Origin of the sequence: Paenibacillus amylolyticus (genome assembly GCF_047302515.1) — a bacterium.
GTDB lineage: Bacteria > Bacillota > Bacilli > Paenibacillales > Paenibacillaceae > Paenibacillus > Paenibacillus amylolyticus_G.
This window is the reverse complement of the sequence record NZ_CP168019.1, coordinates 4,565,987-4,585,288: the sequence shown is the minus strand read 5'-3', so window position 1 is coordinate 4,585,288 and position 19,302 is coordinate 4,565,987. Positions and strand designations below refer to the sequence as shown.

The 19,302-nt window shown below is 48.1% G+C and carries 13 protein-coding genes; 8 read left to right on the top strand and 5 right to left on the bottom strand.

Annotation, left to right across the window (positions count from 1 at the left end):
• The first annotated feature begins 83 nt into the window (after positions 1 to 83).
• The 3 genes from ACDJ59_RS20065 (at position 84) to ACDJ59_RS20055 (ending at position 7,943) form a co-directional block, all read left to right on the top strand.
• Positions 84 to 3,077 (top strand): glycoside hydrolase family 9 protein, encoded by a 2,994-nt coding sequence (locus tag ACDJ59_RS20065; protein WP_413409868.1) that lies wholly within the window; start codon positions 84 to 86, stop codon positions 3,075 to 3,077.
• Between the two features lie 270 nt (positions 3,078 to 3,347).
• On the top strand, positions 3,348 to 6,623 hold the full coding sequence (locus tag ACDJ59_RS20060) for a glycoside hydrolase family 48 protein (RefSeq protein WP_413405190.1): 3,276 nt from the start codon (positions 3,348 to 3,350) through the stop codon (positions 6,621 to 6,623).
• A 525-nt stretch (positions 6,624 to 7,148) separates the two neighbouring features.
• Positions 7,149 to 7,943, top strand: a complete 795-nt coding sequence (locus ACDJ59_RS20055) for a C40 family peptidase (RefSeq protein ID WP_047841902.1) — start codon at positions 7,149 to 7,151, stop codon at positions 7,941 to 7,943.
• A 120-nt stretch (positions 7,944 to 8,063) separates the two neighbouring features.
• On the opposite strand, the gene ACDJ59_RS20050 is transcribed toward ACDJ59_RS20055, so the two are convergent.
• Complete coding sequence (locus tag ACDJ59_RS20050) at positions 8,064 to 8,969, bottom strand: ArsR/SmtB family transcription factor (protein WP_047844139.1); 906 nt, start codon at positions 8,967 to 8,969, stop codon at positions 8,064 to 8,066.
• A gap of 182 nt (positions 8,970 to 9,151) precedes the next feature.
• On the opposite strand from ACDJ59_RS20050, the gene ACDJ59_RS20045 reads away from it, so the two are divergent.
• The 3 genes from ACDJ59_RS20045 to ACDJ59_RS20035 all read left to right on the top strand — a co-directional run bounded on the left by ACDJ59_RS20045 (position 9,152) and on the right by ACDJ59_RS20035 (position 12,048).
• Positions 9,152 to 10,657: an alpha-N-arabinofuranosidase gene (locus tag ACDJ59_RS20045; RefSeq protein WP_100526926.1), complete on the top strand. Its 1,506-nt coding sequence runs from the start codon at positions 9,152 to 9,154 to the stop codon at positions 10,655 to 10,657.
• 210 nt (positions 10,658 to 10,867) lie between these two features.
• On the top strand, positions 10,868 to 11,188 hold the full coding sequence (locus ACDJ59_RS20040; protein ID WP_413405187.1) for a transposase: 321 nt from the start codon (positions 10,868 to 10,870) through the stop codon (positions 11,186 to 11,188).
• Entirely contained in the window at positions 11,185 to 12,048 is an 864-nt protein-coding gene (locus ACDJ59_RS20035) for an IS3 family transposase (protein WP_413409867.1), read from the top strand. Before ACDJ59_RS20040 ends, ACDJ59_RS20035 begins: the two co-directional genes overlap by 4 nt.
• 60 nt (positions 12,049 to 12,108) lie before the next feature.
• Here ACDJ59_RS20035 and ACDJ59_RS20030 read toward each other — a convergent pair whose 3' ends face one another.
• Entirely contained in the window at positions 12,109 to 12,861 is a 753-nt protein-coding gene (locus ACDJ59_RS20030) for an MBL fold metallo-hydrolase (RefSeq protein ID WP_413405185.1), read from the bottom strand.
• A 131-nt stretch (positions 12,862 to 12,992) separates the two neighbouring features.
• On the opposite strand from ACDJ59_RS20030, the gene ACDJ59_RS20025 reads away from it, so the two are divergent.
• Positions 12,993 to 13,424, top strand: a complete 432-nt coding sequence (locus tag ACDJ59_RS20025) for an Lrp/AsnC family transcriptional regulator (protein ID WP_413405183.1) — start codon at positions 12,993 to 12,995, stop codon at positions 13,422 to 13,424.
• Between the two features lie 34 nt (positions 13,425 to 13,458).
• Here the strand turns inward: ACDJ59_RS20025 and ACDJ59_RS20020 are convergent, their stop codons facing one another.
• From ACDJ59_RS20020 to ACDJ59_RS20010, 3 genes are all read right to left on the bottom strand, one after another.
• The gene (locus ACDJ59_RS20020; protein WP_413405181.1) at positions 13,459 to 13,959 is read right to left on the bottom strand and encodes a hypothetical protein; all 501 of its coding nucleotides are present in this window, start codon (positions 13,957 to 13,959) and stop codon (positions 13,459 to 13,461) included.
• Positions 13,960 to 14,063: 104 nt separating this feature from the next.
• On the bottom strand, positions 14,064 to 15,881 hold the full coding sequence (locus tag ACDJ59_RS20015; RefSeq protein WP_413405179.1) for an ABC transporter ATP-binding protein: 1,818 nt from the start codon (positions 15,879 to 15,881) through the stop codon (positions 14,064 to 14,066).
• A complete protein-coding gene (locus ACDJ59_RS20010) occupies positions 15,874 to 17,616 on the bottom strand; it encodes an ABC transporter ATP-binding protein (RefSeq protein ID WP_413405177.1) in 1,743 nt (580 codons plus the stop codon). The genes ACDJ59_RS20015 and ACDJ59_RS20010 overlap by 8 nt, the downstream gene beginning before the upstream one ends.
• A gap of 361 nt (positions 17,617 to 17,977) precedes the next feature.
• Here ACDJ59_RS20010 and ACDJ59_RS20005 point away from each other — a divergent pair, with 361 nt between their 5' ends.
• Positions 17,978 to 18,901 (top strand): S-layer homology domain-containing protein, encoded by a 924-nt coding sequence (locus tag ACDJ59_RS20005; protein WP_413405175.1) that lies wholly within the window; start codon positions 17,978 to 17,980, stop codon positions 18,899 to 18,901.
• The last annotated feature ends 401 nt before the right edge of the window (positions 18,902 to 19,302 follow it).

The window sequence follows — 19,302 nt, the reverse complement described above, 5'->3', positions numbered from 1 at the left end:
ACACCATGGGGAGGAGCGATATAAACTTGCAGTCCAGAGTATTGCATACGGAATATTGATGAAGAGGAGATGAATAGTTGAACATGAAGGGGAGCTGGTGGAGACGAGTCGCTATGATCGCGTTATCGGCAGGACTACTGGCAGGGAGTTTATCGATGGGCACAGGAATTCGTAAGGCGGATGCGGCCGCCGGAAATCAGAACTATGCTGAAGCACTGCAAAAGGCCATTTACTTCTATGAGGCACAGCGTTCGGGTCCGTTGCCAGCGAGTAATCGGGTCGAATGGCGTGGTAATTCGGGCATGCAGGATGGAGCTGATGTAGGCGTTGATCTGACCGGAGGATGGTATGATGCCGGAGATCATGTGAAGTTTGGTTTTCCGATGGCTGCTTCCGCAACGATGCTCGCCTGGTCTGTCGTGGAATACGGCGACGGATATGAACAGGCCGGACAACTGGAGGAGATCAAGGATAATATCCGATGGGCCACCGACTACTTTATGAAAGCGCATACGAAACCAAATGAATTATGGGGACAAGTGGGGGCAGGCAATACCGACCATGCCTGGTGGGGGCCTGCAGAAGTCATGCAGATGAACCGTCCTTCGTTCAAGATAGATGCTTCATGCCCTGGCAGTGATCTGGCGGCAGAAACGGCTGCAGCGCTGGCAGCGTCATCGATTGTATTTGCAGATGATGATCCGGCATATTCGGCCAGACTGCTTCAACATGCGAAAGAGCTGTACAACTTCGCAGATACATATCGGGGGGAATACACCGATTGTATCACTGATGCTGCAGCGTTTTATAATTCGTGGACAGGATACGAAGACGAGTTGGCATGGGGTGGCGCATGGCTTTATTTAGCTACTAATGATAGCGCTTACTTGTCCAAAGCCATTGCAGCTACGGACCGGTGGTCTTCTAGCGGAGGCTCAGCCAATTGGCCCTATACCTGGACACAAGGTTGGGACAGTAAACATTATGGTGCCCAGATCCTGCTTGCACGAATTACGTCCAGTTTGAACATGCCGGAGGCGACGAGATTTATTCAGTCGACTGAGCGCAATCTGGATTATTGGACGGTTGGAGTCAATGGGACACGAGTCAAGTATACGCCAGGAGGTCTGGCGTGGCTGGATCAGTGGGGCTCGCTCCGATATGCAGCGAATGCATCCTTTATTTCTTTTGTATACTCCGACTGGGTCAGTGATCCTGTGAAAAAGTCGAGATATCAGGATTTTGCTGTCTCACAGATGAATTATATTCTGGGCGATAATCCGCGTCAGAGCAGTTATGTGGTCGGATATGGGCAAAATGCACCTCAACATCCGCATCATCGGACCGCTCACAGTTCATGGCTGAATAACGAAGATATCCCGGCTAACCATCGCCACATTCTGTATGGTGCCATGGTCGGTGGCCCGGATGCATCGGATGGTTATACCGATGATATCGGGGATTATGTGAGTAATGAGGTCGCAACCGACTACAATGCTGGTTTTACTGGCGCACTGGCAAAGATGAATTTGCTGTTTGGTCAGAATCATCAGCCCCTGGCGAACTTCCCTGCACCTGAGGTCAAGGGTGATGAGTTCTTTGTGGAAGCTGCTATCAAATCATCCGGTTCCAATTATACGGAAATCAGAGCACAGCTTAATAATCGATCCGCTTGGCCTGCCCGAATGGGAGATCAACTTTCTTTTAAGTATTTCTTGGATCTGAGTGAAGTGTATGCTGCCGGGCGTACGGTATCGGACGTGCAAGTGACAACCTCCTATACGGAGGGGGCGACGGTATCCCAACCAGTTGTGGTGAATGCAACCCAGCATATCTATGCCATTACGGCGAACTTCGGTAATACCAAGATCTATCCAGGTGGGGAAGGAAATTATCGTAAAGAAGTACAGTTCCGCATTACAGGCCCACAGGGTGCATGGAATGCCAGCAATGATCATTCGTTCCAGACGCTGACCACAGGCACTCCTGTGAAGAGCATATACCTTCCAGTCTATGATGCAGGGGTGAAGGTGTATGGACAGGAGCCTGGTGTTACACCAGTCACGGTTCCAGGCGCACCTGCTGGCGTGCAGGCTGTAGCGGGAAGCAGTCAGGTTAACCTGACCTGGGCCGCTGTATCCGGGGCCGAATCGTATACGGTGAAGCGTTCCGAGGTGAGTGGAGGACCATATACAACTGTTGCGACAGGGGTTAATGGATTGACCTACACAAACACGGGACTGACCAACGGGACGGCTTATTATTATGTAGTGTCTGCTGTGAATTCAGCAGGGGAATCATCGGGTTCTGTGCAGGTGTCGGCTACCCCGCAAGCAGCTTCGACGGTGCCGGGAGCACTGACTTTAAGTGGGACAGCTGGCAATGCGCAGTCGGTCCTGACTTGGACAGCAGCCTCGGGCGCTACTAGCTATAAGGTACAACGTTCGGTGGCAGGCGGGACATATGCAGATGTGGCAACTGGATTGTCTGTGCTGACTTACACCGATACAACAGCACTGAATGGTACCACGTACAATTACCGGATTGCAGCCGTGAATGCGAACGGACAGACACTGTCCAATGTCCTGGCATTGACGCCTTCTGCACCTCCGGTGACGACCGGTACACTCGAAGTGCAGTACCGCAGCGGAGGGTCCGGGAATTCAAGTAATGCGGTGACTCCGCAGTTCAACATGAAGAATACCGGAACACAGGCGATTGATCTCAGTACCGTGAAGATCCGATATTATTTCACCAAGGATGGTGCGGATCAAATGACCTTCTGGTGTGATTATGCCGAGATGGGCACGGCCAATGTTGAAGGTACATTTGTCGCAGTGAATCCGGCGAAGGGTACCGCAGATACGTATCTGGAGATTAGCTTCAAGTCTGGAGCAGGCAGTTTGGCCGCTGGAGCAGAGACCGGCGTGATTCAAGCACGCTTTTCCAAAAATAACTGGAGCAATTTTGATCTAAGTAATGATTATTCCTATGATGCTTCCAAGACGGCTTTTGCCGCATGGAACAAGGTAACCGCGTATCAGGTAAACACCAAAGTATGGGGCTTGGAGCCGTAACTGGCTGAATCATGAGCAGAAGAGCAGCATGTGCAGACCAACAGCATTTATAGAGGTTGTTCAAAAAGTTCGCTTTTGATTACAAAGGATGCCTAGTGGCATCATCAGCATCGAATATGGAATTCAGCCGAAATGTCCGTTGCTCACGTAGTTTTCCCTACGCTGTGCTACTCCATTTCTAGCTTCATCCCATCTTCTCGGTACTGAAAACCGCTCTTTTTGAACACGCAACTATATTCAATTTCCACTATTCCAGGGAGGTATATATTAATGTTGAAATCAGCTGCGAAAAAAAGTTTAACAGCCATGCTGGCGGGAACCGTCATGTTGACCGGATACACCGGACTCTGGGCAGGGCCGCAAACAGCACATGCCGCAGATCAGGCCATCGAGATTCAGGCAGACGGCATTAATGAAGTTCGGTTTTTGCAATTATATGATCAGTTGAAAGATCCGGCGAACGGATATTTTTCGCCAGAGGGTCTACCGTATCATTCCATTGAGACCCTGCTCAGTGAGGCTCCGGATTATGGTCATATGACGACGTCCGAGGCATACAGTTACTGGCTGTGGTTGGAAACCATGTACGGTCACTACACGGGAGATTGGTCCCAATTGGAAGCAGCTTGGGACAGTATGGAGAAATACATTATCCCGGTCAATGAAGGTGACGGCAAGGAAGAGCAGCCTACGATGAGCTCATACAACCCGAACAGCCCTGCTACGTATGCAGCGGAAAAACCTTTTCCTGATCAATATCCATCGCCACTTAATGGTCAATATGCAGCGGGTAAAGACCCGATTGATGCCGAACTTAAGGCGACCTATGGTGACAATCAGACCTATCTCATGCACTGGCTGGTCGATGTGGATAACTGGTATGGATATGGCAACCTGTTGAATCCATCACATACAGCTACCTATGTGAATACGTTCCAACGTGGGGAGCAGGAGTCTGTGTGGGAAGCCATTCCGCATCCATCCCAGGATGATAAATCTTTTGGTAAGGCAAACGAAGGCTTCATGAGCTTGTTCACAAAGGAAACTCAGGTACCGTCAGCGCAATGGCGTTATACAAACGCAACGGATGCCGATGCACGTGCAGTACAGGTGCTGTATTGGGCGAAGGAGATGGGATACAACAATCCGGAATATCTGGATAAAGCGAAGAAGATGGGGGACTATCTGCGCTATGGAATGTATGATAAATACTTCCAGAAAATTGGAAGTGCAAAGAGCGGTACACCAACTCCGGGTACAGGTAAGGATTCCAACATGTATCTCATGGCTTGGTATACGTCTTGGGGCGGTGGCTTGGGTCAAGGTGGGGATTGGGCTTGGCGCATTGGAGCGAGCCATACCCATCAGGCTTATCAAAACCCGGTTGCAGCGTATGCTTTGTCTGATCCGGCTGGCGGCTTGATTCCGGAATCAGCAACAGCGAAGGCAGATTGGAATGCTACGCTGAAACGTCAGTTGGAATTCTACACTTGGCTACAATCCCATGAAGGAGCTATCGGCGGGGGAGCAACGAACAGTCTGGATGGTTCATACAAAGCCTATCCGGCAGGCGTAAGCACATTCTATGACATGGCCTATCAAGAAGCACCAGTGTATCGTGATCCGGATTCCAACACCTGGTTTGGATTCCAGGCATGGCCGCTGGAGCGTGTAGCCGAGATGTACTATATTCTTGCGGAGAGCGGTGATTTGACCTCTGAGAACTTCCAGATGGCCAAAAAAGTAATCACGAAGTGGATCGACTGGAGTAAGGATTATGTATTTGTAGGTGAGCGTCCGGTGACGGATGCGCAAGGCTATTATCTGAATGCGGCTGGACAGCGCATTTTGGGTGGAACTAATGTTCAGGTAGCTACAACGCCGGCTCCGGGAGAATTCTGGATTCCTGGTGGTCAGGAATGGCAGGGTCAACCGGACAAATGGAATGGATTCAGTTCGTTTACGGAAAATCCGAACTTCCGTGTAACGACCAAAGATCCAGTGCAGGACACAGGAGTTCTGGGAAGTTACGTTAAAGCTCTGACCTTCTTCGCAGCCGGAACACAGGCAGAGAACGGTACATTTAGCGCGGAAGGCCAAGAAGCCAAGGATTTGGCTGAGGCTTTGCTGGATACAGCTTGGGATTACAATGATGGTGTGGGGATTGTTACGGAAGAAGAGCGTAAAGACTACTTCCGCTTCTTTGCCAAAGAGATCTATATCCCGGCGAACTGGTCTGGAACCTTTGGTCAAGGCAATACGATTCCAGGTACAGCAGGTGTACCTTCCGATCCGGCGAAAGGTGGCAATGGCGTATACATTGGATACTCCGATCTGCGTCCGGCCATCAAGCAAGATCCGGCATGGGCTTACCTGGATAATCTGTACAAAACGTCATATAACACAACCACGAAGCAGTGGGAAAACGGTGCACCTACCTTTACGTATCACCGGTTCTGGTCACAGGTGGATATGGCTACAGCGTATGGCGAGTATGATCGTCTCCTCGGAGATTCCGATAGTCCGGAAGTGGAAGTACCCGCTGCTCCTGCTGGCGTAACAGCAACTGGAGGAAGTGAGCAAGTGGTTCTGAATTGGAACGCAGCCGCTGGTGCAGCCTCGTATAACGTGAAACGTGCAGAAGTGAATGGTGGTCCTTATACGTCTGTAGCGACAGGGGTCACAGGATCGACATTCACGGATACAGGCTTGACCAACGGCACAACGTATTATTATGTCATCACTGCGGTGAATGCCGTAGGTGAGTCTGCACCGTCGACACAGGCATCTGCAACACCACTCGCAGGTACCGTTGTGCCAGGCGTATTCAACCTTACTGGAACGGCTGGCAATGCCCAGGCGGTACTGACATGGACTGCATCAACTGGAGCAGCGAGTTATAAGGTACAACGTTCGGTAGGCAGCGGGGCATATGCTGATCTGGCAACAGGTTTGACCGCACTGACGTATACCGACGCTACAGCGGTGAATGGTACGGCTTATAATTATAGAGTCGTAGCCATTAATACGAGTGGTCAGACGAATTCAAATGTATTGGTGTTGACCCCATTGGTACCTCCAGTTACAACGGGAACGCTTGAAGTACAATACCGTAATGGTAGTTCAGGGGCTTCGGTCAATGCGATTACTCCGCAGTTCAATGTGAAAAATACAGGTACAACTGCTGTGGACTTGAGCAAAGTGAAGGTCCGGTATTATTTCACCAAGGATAGTGCCTCTGATCTGAGTTTCTGGTGTGATTATGCGCAGATTGGCAGTGGTAACGTGGAAGGTCATTTTGTTTCGATAGATCCGGCCAAGGGCACGGCAGATACGTATCTGGAGATTGGATTCAAAGCGGGTGCCGGCAGTTTGGCCGCGGGTGCCGAAACCGGAATCATCCAGGGACGTTTCTCGAAAAACAACTGGACGAATTTTGATCAAACGAATGATTATTCCTTTGATTCTACCCAATCGGCCTTCAGTGCCTGGACAAAAGTGACGGCTTATCAGGATGGCGCCAAGGTATGGGGAATTGAACCTTAAATGAGTTGATCGACCGATTGTAGAGTGATGTTACTCATCATACAGGTTAAGCCGGGGAGGAATCCCTGGCTTTTCTTGTTTTATGGAAAGCAAAAATGAAATTCGAAATAATCACCGGAAACTGCTGATAAATCGATCCGTATTGAGTCTGGAGGCAAAAATGTGAATTCGGTGAACGGTAATCGGCAAATGAATCATAGTAATGTTTACCATATTTGCGATTTTAATCATTAAAATCTAGGTCATATGGCATATACCCTGAATGAGAAACGACCTAACTCTTTTATCGCGGTAAAATGAAGCATATCAAATAGTTACAATAATTTAACTTTTCAAAAAGAAGGGATCAGCAGTGAATTTTTCCAGCAGATTATGGACACACCCTGATACTTAGTGCTCAAGTTCGCCTATATCAATACAGGACTTTCGACTGATGAACGTTATGGATAGCCCGTTTACAATGGGGCAAGCCCGGGAGAACCAAGCCAGGTTAAAATTCTGTAACATCAGGGGGAACTCGACATCATGAACTGGAAAAAAACGATTATTACGGCAAGTGTCACAGCAACGATGCTGATGGGAAGTCTGACAACAGGAGCACTAACGGCACAGGTATCGGCAGCTGCTGTTAACAATTCACAAGTAAAAGTAATTTGGGGCGTAAACCTACGCACAACACCTTCTTCTTCTGCGAAGATTGTTCGCTTGGTCGCTAAAGGGGAAACGGTAACGGTGCTTCAGCAATCCGGTTCGGATTGGTATAAGATTAAGGATTCTGCTAACCGGACAGGCTACATATCTTCTTCATCCAAATACACACAAGCGATTAGTGGCGGCACAAGCGGATCGGGTTCGAATAGTGGTACATCGGTGACCGGCAATGCATCTGTAGAAAAAGTGATTGCAGCGGGAATGAAATATTTGGGAACACCTTATGAGTTCGGAGCCAGTCGTAACAGCACAGCTACTTTTGACTGTTCCAGCTTTGTACGCCAGGCCTTCATTGATGCACTGGGCATCAAGCTTCCAGCGGATTCCCGCAAACAGGGAGACTATGTAAAAGCCAAGGGTACAGTTCAGACGAACTGGAAAAACCTGAAACGCGGCGATCTGATGTATTTCATGTCGTATAAAGGCAGCTCTGCATCATCGTATTCGGGCGTGAATAAATCTAGCGCAACCATTACGCACACAGGGATTTACCTGGGCAACGGCAAGGTATTACATACGTATTCCAACGCTGGCGGTGGTGTAACAACTAGTGATATCTCCGGCAAACACTGGGAGTATCGCTTCCTATTTGGTGGCAGTGCGCTGTAAGTTAGAACAAGAACTTTCTTAAATAATCCACGCATGTTCATATGCATACAAAACACCTCCCATTCTGCCTTTGACAGGCGACTGGGAGGTGTTTTGGTGTTGTTTATTATTTTGAAGAACTCAATCGTGATAGTACAGCCGGAACAGGATATCCTGATTGTAGTTGCCGAATCCCTCGCCATATAAGGTAAGCCCGCCCACATGCTGAGCATCTTCCTCCACCGAAAGACGAAGGGTCCATTGGTTGCGTTCGACCGGGATATCTGCGAGTGTAATGTCGGATAGATGTTGTCCATCAATAAACGTACCCTCATTGGTAATTCGCAGTACCTTGAGCATGCCGTACTGATTGACACTGTCACTCCACCATTCCGGGGTGAACATGCCACGTCCGTTGCCTGAATCTCCAGGGCTTGTCCATTCCCCTAATCGGATGCCATTCAGCATGAATGTAATATCCGAGGGCCAATTCGGATTCACCGAAGGGGCTTCTGATCCGATCTCGAGGGACAATTCAATGGCATTGATCTGCTGTCCGGATAAGATATAGTTTGGAATTTTGTACTCCACAAATCCACGGCCAAACCACAGAATATGCGCATGCATCCGCTCGGGGTCGAGAAAATAACGAGGGTCATCATACTGACCGATAACATGATTGGACGTAGCCAGACCACATGTTGGATAGACGTCAAAGTGGGTGTAGTGTCCCACAGGTACAGAAACCTCGTGAAGCTTGCGGGCTGTGCCACTTTCCTGCGGCATGGAGATGCCAATCCAGTCTACAGCAAGGCTGTTCATTTTATGTGTGCCGCCGTCTTTGCGTATCATTTTGGACTGAATAATGCCCACATCCTGAAGTTTGCGGACATGCATGGTCACGATGGCACTACTCAGACCCAGTGAAGCAGCAAGGTCTTTCACATTCATCGGGGTCTCTGCAACAAGGCGGATGATCTGTAGACGGACTTCACTGGCAAGTGCTTCATATAGGGGTAGCCATTCGGCATCAGTATTTGCTCTAATCACTGTAGTTCCTCCATTTTGTCTGTGTAGAATTAAGTTAAACATAAATTCAGTAAAAAGAATAATATTTTGCAAAATTCAGGTTGAAATTAAGGCTATAATCGATTTTAATATAAATATGAACGTTGATCCATAGAATATCAATTAATTTTTATATTAATCTTAGGGAGTTGAAATTCATTATGGAAAAAGCAAAAATGACGGTAGATAAAGATTTTACTATTGGTGTAGTGGATAAGCGATTGTACGGATCATTTATTGAGCATCTGGGACGTGCTGTCTATGGTGGGATTTACGAGCCAGGGCACCCATCAGCGAACGAACAGGGTTTCCGCACGGATGTGCTGGAGATGGTCAAGGAGTTGAACGTACCGATTGTACGTTATCCTGGAGGTAATTTTGTATCCGGTTACAATTGGGAAGATTCGGTTGGACCTGTGTCAGAACGCAAACGCAGACTGGAACTGGCCTGGAGAACGATTGAGACCAATGAATTTGGCTTCAACGAATTTGTGGACTGGGCGAAACAGGCTAATTCTGAAGTCATGATGGCTGTCAATCTGGGAACACGGGGTACGGATGCAGCTCGCAACATTGTGGAGTACAGCAACCATCCGGAAGGTTCGTACTATAGTGATCTTCGCATCAAGCATGGATACAAGCAGCCACATGCGATTAAAACATGGTGTCTGGGTAACGAGATGGATGGTCCTTGGCAGATTGGTCACAAAACGGCAGATGAGTATGGACGGTTAGCTGTTGAAGCGGCAAAAGTCATGAAGTGGACGGACCCGACGATTGAGCTGGTAGCCTGCGGAAGTTCGAATCTGAATATGCCATCGTTCCCGGAATGGGAAGCAACGGTGCTGGATCATACGTATGATCACGTGGAGTATCTGTCCTTGCATCAATACTACGGCAATCAAGAGCAAGATACGCCAACGTTCCTGGCACGCTCGCTTGAAATGGATCGTTTTATCGATACCGTGAAGGCGACCTGTGATTATATCAAAGCGAAGAAACGCAGCAAAAAGACGATGTATCTGTCCTTTGATGAGTGGAATGTATGGTATCACTCCAATGAAAATGATTCAAAGATGGACCCTTGGCAGATTGCTCCGCCACAGCTGGAGGATATCTATAACCACGAGGATGCACTGCTTGTTGGATGTATGTTGATCAGTATGCTCAAACATGCGGATCGAGTTAAAATGGCCTGTCTGGCACAACTCGTTAACGTTATTGCACCGATCATGACAGATACGGGCGGTGGTTCATGGAGACAGACGATCTTCTATCCATTCATGCATACGTCCCTCTTCGGACGTGGAACAGCATTGGTGCCATTGATCCAGTCTCCAAAATACGATACAAAACAAATCACAGATGTTCCTTATCTGGAAGCTATTGCGGTTCATAACGAAGAGCAGGGTGAAGTGACTGTATTCGCAGTCAACCGTCATCTGGAAGAATCCCTTCCGCTCGAAGTGGATCTGCGCAGCTTCGGGAAGTGTACTGTGATCGAGCATATCGTGCTGGAGAGTGATGATCTCAAAGCATCTAATACGGCAGCACAACCAAACCGCGTTGCTCCTCATAATCGTGGGGGTGCAGTTGTATCTGATACCCTGATTACGGCGAGCTTGGCGAAAGCATCATGGAACGTAATCCGTTTGAAAGTCCAGTAAGAGATAGCATAAAGGGATGGGACACGTGAGAGCGCAGTGGCAGGCATGATGCCCGAGAGGGAAGCCAGCGAACAGCGGATTAGCGTGTTCTTTCAATCAAAAAAGCTGGGTGCGAGTTCATCGCATTGGTATTATCCCCTTTAAGTAGACACTTAAAAAAACCTTCATGTTATCATGGAGGTTCAAGTGATACTTGGAGGGGATATTTTTATGGCGAAAAAAGGGCAAACATTTCAGACGTATACGGAAGAATTCAAATTGAATGCAGTTAGATCCTATGTCGAAGGTTCTTCAAGTTACAAAGTAGTCGCTGAACGCGAAGGAATTCGCAACTGTTCACAACTGAAGGTGTGGGTGAAAAAGTGGAAAAACGGGGAAGCGTTCGATGAACGAAAAAACAGTGTGCCCAATCCATTGAAGGGACGTCCCCGTACAGCCTTTGGTAGCGTGGAGGAAGAACGAGACTATCTTCAAGCACAGGTGGATTATTTAAAAAAGCGGTATCCAAATCTAGTAAAGGAGAAGCGCTGAGCCAACGGGAGAACTACGATATCATCGATGAATTGCGCTGCTCGCATGGCATTACACGCCTACTATCGATTACAGGAATACCCCGATCCAGTTACTATAAATGGCGAGCAACCCAGCCGCAGCGAGACGCAAGACAAGAACGTGACCGTGAGATCAAAGAACACATGATGGCTATTCATTTTGCAAACCGAGAGTTTGGTTATCCTCGCATGACAACGGCGTTGTGGGAGGCTGGTCTGAACGTTAATCACAAGAAAGTATGGCGAATCATGCGGGAACTATCGATCCAATCGGTAATTCGTAAGAAGCGGAAGAAGTCCAGCTATACGCCATCTGTGATCTATCCGAATCGCCTGAAGCGCCAATTTCACGCTACAGCACCCCAGCAAAAAATGGTAACGGATATTACCTATATTTCGGATGGGAGCGCATTCGTTTACCTGTCTGTCATTCAAGACTTGTTCAACAACGAGATTGTAGCTTGGCAGTTATCTAAACGGAACGATGTTCAGCTCGTATTGGATACGGTGGAACAATGGACACAAAAAAGAGACGTTTCGGAAGCCGTGCTCCATTCGGATCAGGGCTTCCAGTACACGTCTCAGGCGTACAACTCACGATTAGAAGCATTTGGCGTCAAAGGCAGCCACTCTCGCAAAGCAACCTGCCTGGATAACGCATGCATCGAATCTTTCTTTTCGCATCTCAAGACAGAGAAGCTGTACCTTAACCAGTGTAATTCAGAAGCAGAGATTCGACAAGCCGTGGAAGATTACATGTACAATTACAACTACCGACGCTTTCAAGCCAAACTCAAACAGCGCGCACCGATTGAATATCGATGCGCACTGGCAGCATAGCTTTTTTCATCTGTCTACTTGACAGGGGTATGACCACATCCAGCTTTTTCGTTGTGTTTTTTAAAATTCAAAACTTTCGCCGTCACGTGGGATGAGCACCTGACCATCCAACTGCTCGGATGTCAGATAAGTGGCAAGATTCGTACGAGACACCATACAATGATTAATCGCATCCATGTGCACAGCGATGACATGAGCAGACGGCGCATGGCGCTTCACGGCAACAACGTCAGGCCCGTCCATCGTAATGGGATCACCCTCCACGAAGCGTGCACCTCCGGCATTCACAACAATGACTTCTGGGGCATATTGACGAATGGCCTCAGCAGGTTCTTCACACCAGATGGTATCCCCAGCGATATAGGTGAGGGGTTCTCCATCTGCTTCGAGTACGAAACCGGACACGTTGCCCATACGTTCACCGATTTCTCCTGTGCCATGATGCCCGGATGTACGGACGAATTGGACAGATTGATGCTCATGTTTTTCATCTACAGCTGTTACATTCGTGAATCCGGCACCCAGAAATATATTCTCGTCCCCAGGCTGGCAGATCAAGGGAATGTCTTTGCCAAGTTGTTTTGCCGCGGCTTCATCCCAGTGGTCCACATGGGTGTGTGTCACAATCAACAGATCCGGATTCAGATAATCTGTTTCGGTTTCGGGCAGACCGACTCTCGGGTTACGTAGCTCATTCGGTGTGTTCGGGAATGCAGGCATGACTTCGGCGTCCATCAACATCGGATCAACGAGAATGTTCAGTCCTCCGTATTCCAGCCACAGTGTAGCATTGCGAATCAATTGAATTTTCATTTTATTTGCACTCCTTCGAGTTGTTTAATAGTATTACCCTATATGGTATACAACCCGTTTAACGTCGTACATAACATGATGAATGGAATTAGGCCAAGCTAATTTCACCGTGAAAGGATTGCTGAAGCAAGATGAATGAAATGATAGATGACACAGATATACGTATTTTGCAGATTCTGATTCAGGATGCCAAACGTTCTCACAAAGAGATCGGTGAAGAGGTTCATCTCACGGGACAGGCTGTTGGTGCAAGAGTGCGCAAGCTGCAAGATCTGGGTGTGATTGAAGGGTATACGGTAAAATGGAACCCGGAAAGCCTTGGCCTCGGCCTACAGGCATTTGTCACAGTTTTCTTGAACTCCGGCGACAGACATGCCGCCTTTCGTACATTCATTGCTGAACGTAAGGACATCGTTGAAGTCCACCGTGTCAGCGGAGAAGGCTGCTATCTGATGCGGGTGCAGACTGGCACCACAGAGCAGCTTGGCCAACTGCTTGAAGCGTTGTTACCTTACGGCAATTACAAAGTCAGCCTGTCTATAGGTGTAGAGAAATCACAGTGATGTGTGGGGAGCTTGCCCTCATCCATCCCGATACTCAACGAGCTTGCTGCTGTTCCTGCAAAGTCCTCTGAAGCAAAGCCACAGCCTTGTTCAGCTCTTTTTTGCTCAGCAGATGATCTGTCTGAATATGAGACCGTGTGCCGTCCTTTAAGTACAGGACAAACATGGGAGAAGAAGACAGGAGCCACTTGCTACGGGCAGGTGAGGCGAGTTCGACTTTGCGAATCTTGCTCCATGGAATCTTCCGTTTGCCCGTGCTCAACGCATCATCATCCCAGGATAACAACACGGCAGGGGTTCTGGTTAGTCGTGACACAAACATGAAGAATAGCGGTCCGATCAACCACATACCCAGCACGGCTGCAATGGAATAGTATATTGTCTCCAGTCTTTCGGCTTGTCCGTCCACGATGATCCATAATAAGCTCACGCACAAGAGAAGGAACAGGAAGCATAAACTTCCCTTACATAGAGCTGTGCTGCGTTGGTAATGAATCTGCTGATGGTTACGCTTGGGTGTTTCGGGTTGTTGCATGGATGTTCCTCCTAATTAACAATGCTGATCGATATGCCAAACGTGCCGCCTGCATAAGCAGAGCGGCATGTTCAACGTTCTGTATTTACTATAACTCAGGTTCATTACCCTGATATAGCTGAATTTTTACCTGCATCACGCGCATGGGTGTACAAGTCTGCATATACACCTTTGGCTGCGATTAGTTCCTGGTGCGGTCCTTCCTCCACAATCTCCCCATTCTCCATCACCAAAATTCGATCGGCATGCATCACCGTGGACAGACGATGAGCAATGACAATGGTGGTGCGTCCCTGGGATACCGATTCCAGCGCCTGCTGCACAAGCTGTTCCGTGTGTGAGTCCAGATTGGCGGTTGCCTCATCCAGGATGAGCACTCGGGGTTGGAACACCACGATCCGGGCAAATGAAATCAACTGCCGCTCCCCAGCGGATAGTCCGCTTCCGCGTTCGGATAGATGTGTATCATATTCTTGAGGCAAACGTGAAATCATCGCATGTGCCCCGACAAACCGGCAGGCCTCAATCGCCTGCTCTCGCGTAATATCCTCACGAAACATCCTCACATTATCAATAATGGAACCGGAGAACAGGAAGGGTTCCTGTTGAATCAAACCCACGATCCGATGAAGCTTAGCCTGCGGCAGATGCCGGATATCGGTACCATCAATCTCGATACTGCCCTTGTCTACATCGTAGAAGCGATTGAGCAGGGAGATCAGGGTACTTTTGCCAGCACCTGTTGTGCCCACGATACCTACCATTTCACCCGGATAGAGGTGCAGGTTCATCTGCTGGATCAAAGGCCGGTCTGCCCGATAACCAAACGACACATCATTAAAATCAATCTGACCCATCACATTTTTTGGTTCCAGCAAGGAGGCCATACCGGGTTTGGGATCGGCAACTTCAGGCCGTGTATTCAGAATGTTCCAGATGCGATCCATTGATACGGTCGTGGACTGGAATGTATTCCATTGCATCGTAATCTGGTTAATCGGTTGAAAGAACTGACGAATATAGCTGATAAACGCATATAATACCCCGACTTGCAGGGACTCACCCAGTACGGCGCGACCTCCAAGCCAGACCATCATGACCAGTGCCGCATTGCCAAGGATATCAAACGTCCGGTTGAATATGACATTGGAACGAGCTTGCGCAATGTTGGCTTTTAGATGGAGCGCATTCTGTTCCGAGAAACGTTTCTTCTGTTCTTCCTCCTGGTGAAAAGCTTGAATCAGGAACATGCCGGACAAGTTCTCCGCCGTAAATGCGATCAGACGGGAAAGCCGGGTACGAGCATTTTGATAAGCTTTCCGCAGTCGACTACGGAATAATACCGCAACCACCGCAATGACAGGCAGAACGATCAGGGAGTATGTCGCCAGCACAGGATCAAGTTGGAACATAAAGACGATAATGAGCACCAGCATCATACCATCCCGAATCAGACTGAGCAGTACTTGAGTGAAAAAGCTGCTGATGGTCTCCGTATCACTGGATACGTTCGTGACCAGACTGCCGATATGAAAACGGTCAAAGAAGGACATGGACATCTTGGAGATATGCTTGAACAGGTCCTTTCTGATTCGGGATACAATGTTCTGTCCCACGTGCTGCAACAGATTATTCTGGATATAGGTAAAAATAAAACTGATGACAGCCAGCCCAAGAAAGATGGCTGCGAGCTGAACGAGAAAGCCCACACTGGTCTGGCCCACGGCCAGATGATCATCGATGGCGATCTTCACCAGATAGGGTTGTAACAAATCTGCCGATATGCCAAGCAGTGAGCAGAAGAAGATACCGGCAAAAGCCCATTTATGCGGTTTGGCGTATGCCATCATCGCTTTAAACGAAGTTCGTTTACTCTGATCGGCCTCTGCATCTGGGTGAAGTTCAGGGTTAGCGTTAGACATGATGTAATCCCTCCTCCTGCAAACGGTAGGTGGCCGCATATAACCCCTTGGCAGCCATCAACTGCGCATGTGTTCCCTGCTCAGCGACTCGCCCTTCATCCAGAACGATGATATCGTCCGCATGACGGACCGCGCTGATGCGATGAGAGATGATCAATGTGGTTTTGCCCTTGCCGATCTCACGCAGGCTGCGCAGAATGCCACTCTCGGTGACAGCATCAACCGCGCTCATGCTGTCATCCAAAATAAGTAACTGTGCTTGCTTGATCAGTCCTCTTGCCAGGCTAGTTCGCTGACGTTGTCCGCCAGATAGCGTGAGCCCACGTTCGCCAAGTAATGTATCGAAGCGGTCGGGAAATCGGACAATATTATCATAGATCATGGCTTGGCGCGCACTATGCTCCACTGTATCCAGCGATACTTCTCGGTCGCTGAATGCGATGTTATCCCGGATGGTGGTACTAAACAGGAATCCATCCTGAGGGACATAGGCGATGCGTGATCTTAGACTTTCCAGCGACAGCTGCCGAATATCGGTACCATTGATGCGAATCGTTCCTTCAGGTGGTTCATATGTACGCAGCAATAGCTTAACGAGGGTACTTTTACCTGAGCCGGTCTTGCCTACAATACCGACCGTTCGCCCCGCACGGATATGGAGTTGAATGTTTTTGAGAGCAGGAGATGAACTGCCAGGATAGGAGAAGGTTAGATTCTCCATGGTGATATCTTGTACGGTTTGGAGCGATGTGGCTTCAGGAAGTTCACGTACATCCGCTACTTCGCTGAGCAGGTCATTCACCCGCTCCAGTGATGCGCCTGAGCGCTGAACGGTATTAATGACGTTGCCAATCTGCTGAAGCGGTCCCATGATGATGCGCAAATATAACGTCAAGGCGACAAAACTTCCGAGCGTGATGGAATGCTGCATGGTCATAATCCCTCCAACAAGAAGGGAGACGACCAATGAGATGGCTCCGAGCAGGGGGAGCAAAGCCTGAAACAATGAAGATAGGCGAACTAGCCGCAGCTGTTTACTTTTGATCTCATCGACGGTGGCTCCAAAGCGTGCACGGGCACTGTCTTCGATGGCAAAAGTCTTGGTTACGCGAATGCCACCCAGCTGTTCTTCTGCGGATTCCGTCATGGTTGCAAGGGCTTCTTGTACGTCACGAGAGCGCTTGCGAATCCGTGGACCGAAAAACACGACCAGAAATGGAATCGCCAGCAAGGGCACGATACTGATTAGAATGAGCGTCAACGGAATCCCGCTAAGCAACATCATGACAATGCAGGATAACAGAAGGAAAGTAGCATTGGTCATGAGCGTCACACCATTGGATATGGCTTCACGTACGGAAGTCACGTCATTCATGAAATAACTGAGCAACTTTCCGTTCCCCTGTTTGGAGAAATAATGCTCACTGAGCTCCGAAAACTTACCGAAGATCCGCTCACGCGTCATGAATTCGAAGCGTCTACCAAGCTTCATAATCATGAATTGCCCAGTACCGAAGAGCAGATTATACCCGATGGCAATAGCCAGGAGGGAAAGACTGTACCTTGCGACCGTCTGCATCTGAAGTGTATTCTGCATCAATTGGTCCGTGAAACTGCCCAGTATTCGGGGCAAGGAGGCCTGCCCGACATTGGAGGCAATAATCAGTAGAACAGCAACCAGGTAGACAGGCCAGTTCGACACAACATAACCGCGCAGTAATCCTTTCTTGGACATAAGCATTGTTCTCCTTTTGTTATAGGTGAAGTCAGTTCAGCAGGTGGAGTCAAGAAAAGGGCCGACACCTGTTATTAGCGCGTCGTGCCCTCTTACTGTATGCGATCCGGTTTGCTGTTTATCCGTCATCCGATGGATTTCTCTATTCTTATTTTTGCGCTAATCCGAATCAATGTCAACGAAGCCACTTAGCAAAAAGCAGATGGATTAAATTATCGGCGGTGGAGAAGAGTTGTATGCAGTGTTCCCACATTGTATTCACCAGGTGTCGAAATTCCTGAAACATTTTCACCAGGTATCCCGTCTGTAGGAATGAAGAGGTAAAAAATAGGCTTTACTAATCATATGGAGGTGCCAGGAAATGAAACATAAAAAAGGATTGGCTGCAACACTTGCGCTCTGCGTTTCTTTGACAGCAGGAGGTGCGTCGGTACTCGCTTTTTCAGATGTGAAGGATGAAGGGCAGAAGTCGGTAGTAGATTCATTGAAATCAAAAGGTATTGTTAATGGAGTGACAGCGGATCTGTTCCGTCCAGATCTCGCATTGTCCGAGCCACAGGGAGTCCAACTGATTGTAAATGCATTTGGTCTGAAAAATGAATTTGCGGAAGCATCCGCTCAGAATAAAATCAGTCCGGATACGTGGTATGCCGATGCGGTGCAGGCCGCTACTCAGAATGGACTGTCCATTCCGGTTGAAGTGAACCCGCAGGGCAAGATGACGCGTGAACTGTTTGTCATTTTGCTACATGAAGGGATTAACACAACCGGGAATTATCCGGTCATTATGAAGTATAATCTTGTTAAGGACGAAAATAAAATCGGTAAGGACGCCATATCTGCAGTCCAGAACCTGCTGAACATGAACATCATTGAACTGGATAAGGACGGTAACTTCCGTCCAGATCAGTCGCTTACCCGTATGGAGGCTGCAAGCATGATCTTCAATGCACTTGAATTTGTGGATAAACACGGCAATGGCGGCTCGACAGAGCCAGCTCCAACCAATCCAGGTGAAGGCCAACAAGCGATTGTACCTGAAGTAACAACGACAAAGGTTGATGACAAAACAACCAAAGTTAAACTCAGTGCTGAAATGCCGCACCCTGGTTATGGATTGAAGATTGATGATGTGAAATTGGAGAAGGATGGACGCGCCATCGTGCTCTATTCCATTATTCAACCTGATCCAGACATGATGTATCCAATGGTCATTACGAATGTGACTGCAGAAACGGATATCCCAACAGGGTATACAGCAGAAGCTCAACCTTCTGGTAAGTAAATTCACTGCAAATCCTACAAACTGAACATGGTTAAAACGGATGTGTATCTTCAAAACGATTCTCCATACATGTATGGAGAGTCGTTTTTTATTTGAGTTAAAACAGTACACAGGTTTGCATATGATCATTTATATTACATGTAGTGTAATTAATCCTGCCGATTTTTTATAAAGAAATGGATATCTACTTAGGATGTAAAGCCAGTTCGTGTTAGCGGAATGGCTTTTTTTAATGGTCTTTTCCGAAATATCTACTGTTTTCAGATTCCACACCTTGTGCAAAATCTACATATATGACTCCAAATTACTAGTGTTTATAAGCGTTTATGTATCCTGAAGGTAAAGATAAAAACAACATATATACGAAAGAGGGAGGAGAAATATAGAATAAAGGCAAGCCA